Annotated in this window: 6 protein-coding genes and 1 pseudogene; 4 read left to right on the forward strand and 3 right to left on the reverse strand. The window is 68.4% G+C overall.

The window, feature by feature from the left end; all coding sequences use genetic code 11:
• The first annotated feature begins 51 nt into the window (after positions 1–51).
• Genes OXF11_12395 through OXF11_12405 form a run of 3 tightly spaced genes read left to right on the forward strand, consistent with a single transcriptional unit; the run spans position 52 to position 3637 of the window.
• On the forward strand, positions 52–933 hold the full coding sequence (locus OXF11_12395; GenBank protein MCY4487895.1) for a xanthine dehydrogenase family protein subunit M: 882 nt from the start codon (positions 52–54) through the stop codon (positions 931–933).
• Positions 933–1406 (forward strand): (2Fe-2S)-binding protein, encoded by a 474-nt coding sequence (locus OXF11_12400; protein ID MCY4487896.1) that lies wholly within the window; start codon positions 933–935, stop codon positions 1404–1406. The genes OXF11_12395 and OXF11_12400 overlap by 1 nt, the downstream gene beginning before the upstream one ends.
• Positions 1403–3637, forward strand: a complete 2235-nt coding sequence (locus tag OXF11_12405; protein ID MCY4487897.1) for a xanthine dehydrogenase family protein molybdopterin-binding subunit — start codon at positions 1403–1405, stop codon at positions 3635–3637. The genes OXF11_12400 and OXF11_12405 overlap by 4 nt, the downstream gene beginning before the upstream one ends.
• A 124-nt stretch (positions 3638–3761) precedes the next feature.
• On the opposite strand, the pseudogene OXF11_12410 reads toward OXF11_12405, so the two are convergent.
• Positions 3762–3938, reverse strand: a pseudogene (locus OXF11_12410) (glutaredoxin family protein).
• Between the two features lie 192 nt (positions 3939–4130).
• Here OXF11_12410 and OXF11_12415 point away from each other — a divergent pair.
• On the forward strand, positions 4131–5180 hold the full coding sequence (locus tag OXF11_12415; GenBank protein MCY4487898.1) for a hypothetical protein: 1050 nt from the start codon (positions 4131–4133) through the stop codon (positions 5178–5180).
• Here the strand turns inward: OXF11_12415 and OXF11_12420 are convergent.
• Both OXF11_12420 and OXF11_12425 read right to left on the reverse strand, forming a co-directional pair.
• Positions 5137–6597: an AMP-binding protein gene (locus tag OXF11_12420; GenBank protein MCY4487899.1), complete on the reverse strand. Its 1461-nt coding sequence runs from the start codon at positions 6595–6597 to the stop codon at positions 5137–5139. The genes OXF11_12415 and OXF11_12420 overlap by 44 nt on opposite strands.
• Before the next feature lie 319 nt (positions 6598–6916).
• A partial coding sequence (locus OXF11_12425) for a UbiD family decarboxylase (GenBank protein ID MCY4487900.1) occupies positions 6917–7921 on the reverse strand: 1005 nt, incomplete at its 5' end.

Raw genomic sequence — 7921 nt, forward strand, 5'->3', positions numbered from 1 at the left:
CGACACAAGCGCCGCGCCGGAATTTGCACCCACGGACAAAAAGTGCGATGAATGGCCGCTAACGCCATGCGGCCCTTTCGCTACCTGACTCCCCGCCGCCTCGACGAGGCGCTGGCACTGCTGACCCCCGCGGCCGTCCCCCTGGCCGGCGGGACCGATCTCTTTCTCCGGATGGAGCGCCGGCAGGCGCTGCCGGACACCATCATGGACCTTAAGCGGATTCCCGGTCTCGACGAGATCGCGGCCGCCGGAGACGGCCTGCGCATCGGCGCCTTGGCGGTGATGGAAACGCTCGCGGGCGCGCCGGCGGTGGTTGGCGACTACGACGCCTTGGCCGAAGCGGCGCGGGTGGTGGGCTCCATCCAGACCCGCAACCGGGCCACGGTCGGGGGCAATCTCGCCAACGCCTCCCCCGCGGCGGACACGGCGACGCCGCTGATCGCACTGGGCGCGGCCGTGGAGATCGCCGCCGCGGCCGGAACACGGGAGATGCCGGTGGAACAACTGTTTCAGGGTCCGGGCCGGGCGGCGGTGGGAGGCGACGAGCTTCTGACGGCCATCCACGTCCCGGCCAGGCCTGCCCGCTCCGGCAGCGCGTTCCAGCGTTGCGTACGCACGGCCATGGACATCGCCCTGGTGAACTGCGCGGCGTTCGTGCGGCTGGACGAGGACGACCCCGACACCGTCGCGGAGGCGCGCATCGCGCTGGGAGCTGTGGGACCCACGCCGCTGCGCTCGGCGTCGGCGGAGCAACGGCTGACGGGCGCGCGTTTGGACGAGCACGTCGTGGAGGAGGCGGGAGAATGCGCCGCCTCCGACGCCCGGCCCATCGACGACGTGCGCGCGAGCGCGGACTATCGCAGGGAGATGGTCCGGGTGTTGACCCGGCGGGCCATCCGGAGCGCGTTCCGGCGCGCGCGAGGCGAGGCTTGATGGACACTCCACGCATTCGTATCACGGTAACCGTCAACGGCGAGCCGTACGTGGAAGAAGTGCCGGTGACCCGTTCGCTGCTGGACTTCCTGCGCGACGACCTGAGTCTCACCGGTACCAAGGAAGGGTGCGGCGAGGGGGAATGCGGCGCCTGCTCGGTCATCCTCGACGGGCGGCTGGTGGACGCCTGCCTGATCTTCGCGGCGGAAGCCGACGGCCGGCGCGTGGCGACCGTGGAGGGGTTGGCCGACGGTGAGGCGCTGCACCCGCTGCAGCGTACCTTCGCCGCCGCCGGCGCGGCCCAGTGCGGCTATTGCACGCCGGGCATGCTCATGGCGGGCAAGGCCCTGCTCGACCGCAACCCTTCCCCCACTCGCGAGGAAGTGACCCACGGCATCGCCGGCAACCTGTGCCGCTGCACCGGCTACGGTACCATCATCCAGGCGGTCATGGAGGCAGCGAAGGAATCATGAAAGTCGTCGGTCAGGAACTCCCCAGGGTCGAGATCTTCGAGAAGGTGACGGGGCAATCGGTGTTCGGCGCCGACGTCTCGCCCGGAGGCCGGGTCCTCCACGGCAAGATGGTGCTGAGCCCGCACGCCCACGCACGCATTACGGCCATCCGCACCGAACGCGCCGAGCGCTTGCCCGGAGTCAGGGCGGTGGTCACGGCCGCCGACTTGCCGGACATCCGCTACGGCCGCTTCGTCCGCGATGAAGCGTACTTCGCCTCCACCAAGGCGCGCTACGCGGGCGACCGCATCGCCGCGGTGGCGGCGGTGGACGAGGAGACCGCGGAGGAAGCCGCGCGGCTCATCGAGGTGGACTACGAGGTGCTGCCCTCGGTCACCTCCGGACTGGAGGCCATGGCGCCGGATGCGCCGCTGCTGCACGAAGACTACGCCGAATACTGGTCGCAGCCGGACCTGGACCGGCGCGGCAACATCTGCGGCCACAAGCAGATCGTGCGCGGCGACGTGGAACGGGGATTCGCCGAGGCCGACCGGGTCTTCGAGCACCGTTTCCACGTGCCCATGGTGCACCAGACCTACATCGAGCCGCACACCGCCACGGCGCGCTTCGACGCCTCGGGCAAGGCCACGGTGTGGGTGCCCACCCAGGCCCAGTTTCCCTTGCGCGCGGCCATCGCGCAGATCCTGCGGATGCCCATGACCAAGGTCCGCGTCATCCCCACGGAGATCGGCGGCGGCTTCGGCGGCAAGCTGTCGCCCACCGTCGAGCCCGCGGCGGTGGCCCTGGCGCGCAAGGCGCGGCGCCCGGTGCGCATCGTCATGAGCCGGAGCGAGGACTTTCAGACCACCAACCCCCGGCATCCGTTCCACCTGCGCTACAAGACCGGGGTCAAGCGCGACGGCACCATCACGGCGCGGGAGATCGAGGTGGTCCTGGGGACCGGTTTCTCGGCCGGTTCCGGCGTCATGATCAGCCAGGGCGCGGCGGTGCGGTCGCCGGGCCCCTACCGCGTCCCCAACCTCAAGATTGACAGCTACTGCGTCTACACCAATACGGCGACGTGCGGCGCCTACCGCGGACCGGCGGGACCCCAGCTCGCCTTCGCCTCCGAGTCGCAGATGGACATCATCGCCAGGGAGCTGGACATCGACCCCGTGGAGATGCGGTTGCGCAACGCCATGGTGGACGGGGACGAGACCCCCGCCGGCGCCCGGCTCGACGACGTGCACGCGAAGGAGACGCTGCTCCGGGCGGCGGAGGCCCTGAACGCGCTCCCGAAACCGCCGCGAAACAACGTCGGGCGCGGCATGGCCATGGCCCACTGGCTCGTGGGCGGCATGGCGTCCAGCGCCGGCGTCAAGCTCAACGAGGACGGCACCGTCGCCATCCTCACCGGCCTGGTGGACCTGAGCGGCGCCAGCACCTCGCTGGCGCAGATCGCCGCGGAAGTGCTCGGCGTATCCCTGGCCGACGTGCACGTGCGCACCGCGGACACCGACTTCGCGCCCCATTCCACCCTCAGCGCGGGCAGCCAAGCGCTCAAGAGCATGGGCGGCGCGGTGCTGTTGGCGGCTCGGGAGGCGAAGCGGCAGATTCAGCAGGTGGCCGCCGACAAGCTCGAAGCCGACGCCGGGGACCTGGAGGTCGACGGCAACAAGGTGTTCGTCAAGGGTAGCCCGGAGCGTTCCGTGACGCTGCGCGAAGTCGGTCAACTGGCCCTGGAGCACGCGCGCGGCCCCATCGTAAGCACCCAGTCCGTATCACAGCTCACCCCTCATCCTGCCATGGCCGCCCACGGGGCCGAGGTGGAGGTGGACCCGGAGACAGGCCACGTGCGCATCCTGCGCTACGTGGCCGCGCAGGACGTCGGCACCGCGGTCAATCCGTTATCGGTGCGTGGTCAGATCGAAGGCGGGGTCATGCAGGGGCTGGGGCAGGCGCTCAGCGAGGCCTGCACCTTCACCGACGGGAAGATGGACAACCCCAACCTGCTGGACTACAAGATCTTCAGTGTGCTGGACGCCCCGCCCGTGGAAGTGCACCTGATCCAGCACCCCTGCGCATCGGGGCCGCTGGGCGCCAAGGGCGTGGGCGAGCCGCCGATCATCCCGCCGCCCGCGGTCGTGGCCAACGCGGTATTCGACGCCGTGGGCGTACGTATCCACGACCTGCCCATCACGCCGGAAAAGATCGTCGAGGCGCTCAAGGAAAAGCGCTCGACGCAACCCTAGCCGCCGGCCGGGCACGTGGGCGAACCCCTAAACCCGCGCCTCGCGCGCGCGATCGGCCGCACGCCCGGCGATCCGGGACGAAAACAGTGGTCGTGGTTCGGGGGCCGCGGGCGCGGCCATCCGCTCAGAGCCCTAGAAGCGTGTCGATCCGATCCTGGTCGAAGCCGACCACGGCCTCCCCGTCGATGATGACCACCGGGGTGCTCTGGAAACCGCGGGCCAGCAGGTCCTTCAGGGCCTCCTCGTCCTCGCGAATGTTCTTCTCCACGAAATCGACGCCTTTTTGAGAAAGATACTCCTTCTCTCGATGACAAGGCGGTCAACCGGGCTGAGTGAACAGAATGATGGAATCTGCCATGGGTACCTCCGTGGGTGACTTCATAACATCGGCCGGTGCGTTTCTCAACGCGCGTCTTGACATGGTGGCGCCACTTCTGTAGCCAATGGGGCTCGGCGTCGACAACGCCGGTAAAACCGAAACGGAGGGACATCCATGACACGCAAGGGTCTATCCTTTCTGGCCGCGGCCATCATCGTCGGCGCGACCCTGTTCGCAGCGCCCAAGGGGCACGCCGAAGACTTCTACAAGGGCAAGACGTTCCGCTTCATCGTGGGCTTCTCTCCCGGGGGCGGCTACGACACCTACACCCGGCTGATCGCCCGCTACTTCGGCAAGTACGTCCCCGGCAACCCCACCACCCTCGTTCAGAACATGACCGGCGCCGGCAGCCTCATCTCCGCCAACTACATCGGCCGGCGCGCCAAGCCCGACGGCCTCAGCGGCGCGGTGTTCAACAACTCGCTCATCGTGCAGTCGGCGCTGGGCGACAAGAAGGCCGGCGCGGTGCCCTTCGACAAGATGGAATGGGTCGGCGCCCCCAGCAGGGGCGAGATCGTGTGCATGATGATGGCCTTCACCGGCAAGACCACCTGGAAGGACGTCATCAACTCGAAGGAACCCATCAAGATTGGCGCCACCCGGGCCGGCTCCACCGGCCACGACATCCCGGCGATTCTCAACAAGGCCATGGGCACCAAGTTGAAAATCATCACCGGGTACCGGGGGACAGCCACCATACGGCTGGCGCTGGAAGGACGAGAGGTCGACGGCTTCTGCTCCCAGTGGGAGTCCATGAGGGTGACCGCCCGCGGCATGCTGGACGCCGAGGGCGACCAGAAACTGGTTCCCTTCGTCATCGACAGCCACAGCTATCCGGATCCGGAGATCCAGAAGATTCCGCTGTTCAAGGACGTGCTGAACGAGGAAGGCCTCAAGCTCTACAACTCATGGGCGTTCCAGATGGCGTTCCAGAGAATGCTGGCGCTGCCGCCGGGCACACCCAAGGACCGGCTGGAAATCCTGCGGAAGGCCTATGCGAAGACTCTGAAGGACCCGCAGATGCTGGCCGAAGCCAAGAAGGCCAAGCTCGTTGTCACCCCCGTGTCGGGTCCGGAAGTGAAGAGGCTCGTGGACGGAATCCTCAACATGCCGCCGGAGGTCAGGGAGAGCCTGTCCTTCCTGGTCGGTCAGACGAAGAAGTAGTCGCCCGCCAACGCCTCAACAGCTCCGCCTTCACGACCTTTCCGGTCGCCCCCTTGGGCAACTCGGACACGAGGCGGATGTGCCGCGGGTACTTGAAGCGGGCCAGCCGGTCCGCGCAGTAGGCCGCCAGGGTGTCGGTTCCCGGACCGGCACCCGGTTTCACCACCACGAACGCGGCTACCTCCTCGCCCAGTTCCGGATGCGGCACCCCTATCACCGCGGCCTCGGCAACGTCCGGGTGCTCGGCCAGCACCGCCTCGACTTCCTCGGGGAAAACCGAGTAGCCGCCCCGGAGGATGCGTTCCCGGAGGCGTCCGGTGATCTCCACGAACCCGCCGGAGGATATCCGGGCGAGATCGCCGGTGCGGAACCAGCCGTCCTCCAGCACCGGGGCCGGATCGTTCCAGTACCCTTGCAGCGCGGCTGGAGTCCTGATTCGGAGTTCGCCCGTGTCTCCGTCCCCGGATTCCGCGCCCGCGTCCGCCACCACCCGAACCTCGACGCCCGGCACCGCCCGCCCGATGCATTCCGGCCGGTCCTCCGGCTCCGACGCCAGATACGAGATGGGCCGGAACAACTCGGTCATGCCGTAACCCCGGAGGATGCGGTGGCCGGCGCGGCGGCGCCACTCCGAAGCGAGGTCCCAGGGGCACGGCGCCGCGCCCGACACCGAGAGGCGCAGCGACGACAGGTCGGCGCCGGCAAACTCCGGCGTGCTCAACAGTCGCCGGAACATGGTGGCCACGCCCAGGAACAGGGTGACGCGGTGCTCTTGCATGGCGGCGAGCACCTCGTCCGGAGCGAATCCCCCGGGCAGCACGACGGTGGCGCCCCTGAGCAGCGGAGCCAGCAAGGAACCGTTGAGACCAAAGGAATGGGGCAACGGCAGCACCGACAAGACCACGTCTTCCGGCACCACCGCCATCATGTCGGCCCATGAGTGGTTCGCGAAGGTCAGCGCCGCGTGGGTGAACACGGCGCCCTTGGGCCGGCCGGTGCTGCCCGAACTGTAGCCGAAGTGGGCCGGCGCGACCCCTTCCGGCACCGTGCTCCACACACCGGTCCGCGCCGCCAAACGCTCCACCACCAAAGCCGCATCCACGTCCGCCAGGATCGCGTCCCGTTCCTCGGACTTCAGCAGCGGGCTCAACGGCACCGCGGTGGCGCCGAGCTTCCAGATGCCCAGCATCGCCGCCGCGAAGCTCCAGTGGTTGGGCAACACCAACGCCACCCGGTCGCCGGGCCGGACGCCCCGGTCCGCGAGTTCCCGCGCAAACCCCGCGGCGCGTTCGTGCAGCACGCGGTAGCTGAGCGTCTCGTCGGGACAGACCAGCGCGGGCTTCTCCGGGAAGCGCGCGGCGGTGTCCTCCAGCAGGCAGACGAAATTTCGTGTCGGGAAGGTCACTTTCCGGTTCAAGTTCCTACGCCCGCATTCGTCGTTCCCGCGCAAGCGGAAAATCCGGTGGCCGCGGCGGCCGAGACAGCGCCACGGGCCCCCCACGGCCAACCCTGGATTCCCGTCTTCCAGGCTGTGTCCAAACCGATGAGGCAGAGCCCGCTCGAATCGTCATTCCCGCGGAAGCGGGAATCCAGGGGCGGGGGTGGGACACTGCAGCGGCGTTTCCCCGCCTCACCACCCCTGGATTCCCGCTTCCGCGGGAATGACGATTCGGGGGGGTTGGCGCCAATTCTTGTCCGGACGACGTTTGGGCACAGCCTGCTTCGCGGGCACGCCACTAAAGCCCCAGCTTGTCCAGGTCGATGCGCTCCAGCACATCGCGCGGAATGCGGTTGCGCGGCGTGTACTCGGCCAGGGAGGGCTTGGCGGTGGCATCGACGCCCCACTTGGCGGTGTAGCCGTCCGAGTCCGTGGACGGGTCGAGGTCCGAGCCGCGCGTATTGGAGATCACCGTGATGTCGCGGTCCGCCTGGCACCGGGTGCCCAGCGCCCACGCCACCTCCCGGTCGTCGAAAACGTTGACGTCATGGTCCACCACCACCACGCGCTTGATGTACATGTCGGCGCCCAGCACCGCCAGGATGGCGTTCTTCGCCTGCCCGGAGACGCGCTGCTCGATGGCAACGTAGCAGCTAAAGGGGGCGGGCACGCGCACCGCCTTCACCGACGGGACGATGGCGCGCACGGCGCGGTAAAGGTTCGCCTCCATGGGGATGGTGGACAGCAGCAGATGGTCCACCTGCGCCACGGAGATGTCGTGGAACAGCGCCCCTTCCCGCATGGTCACGGCGTTGTAGCGCACCACTTCGCGCTGGCGCTCGCCCAGGCTGTAGCCCGTGAACTCGCTGAACGGTCCCTCGGGGGTGCGCTCGCCGGGCAGGATCTCGCCCTCCAGGATGATCTCGGCATGGGCCGGCACCAGCAGGTCCGAGGTCTCGCAGCGCACCAGCTCCAGCGGCTCCCCGAGGACGCCGCCCATGATGGCGCGCTCGTCTTCGTCGATGGACCCGATGGCCAGCGCTCCCAGGCCGATGGCGGGATGAACCCCCACCGCAAACGCCACCGGCAGCGTCTCACCCCGGGCTTCCGCCTTTCGGTAGAACTCCCACAAATGCTTCGACGCGGTGATGTGGATGGAGCTCCGGTCCTTCCCCATGATCATCAGGCGGTTGTAGGCGCAGTTCCAGGTGCCGTCCTCCGGATCCTTCGCGAACGAGATAGCCGCGGTGATGTAGGGCCCGGCGTCCGCGCCATGGTGGACGATCTGCGGCAGCGCCAGCAG

This window comes from Deltaproteobacteria bacterium (assembly GCA_026712905.1).
In the GTDB taxonomy this organism is placed as follows: Bacteria; Desulfobacterota; Binatia; order UBA9968; family JAJDTQ01; genus JAJDTQ01.

Bases quoted from the DNA above. Each gene is read 5' to 3' on its own strand.
- OXF11_12395 (MCY4487895.1), top strand. From the start codon at position 52: ATGGCCGCTAACGCCATGCGGCCCTTTCGCTACCTGACTCCCCGCCGC.
- OXF11_12400 (MCY4487896.1), top strand. From the start codon at position 933: ATGGACACTCCACGCATTCGTATCACGGTAACCGTCAACGGCGAGCCG.
- OXF11_12405 (MCY4487897.1), top strand. From the start codon at position 1,403: ATGAAAGTCGTCGGTCAGGAACTCCCCAGGGTCGAGATCTTCGAGAAG.
- OXF11_12415 (MCY4487898.1), top strand. From the start codon at position 4,131: ATGACACGCAAGGGTCTATCCTTTCTGGCCGCGGCCATCATCGTCGGC.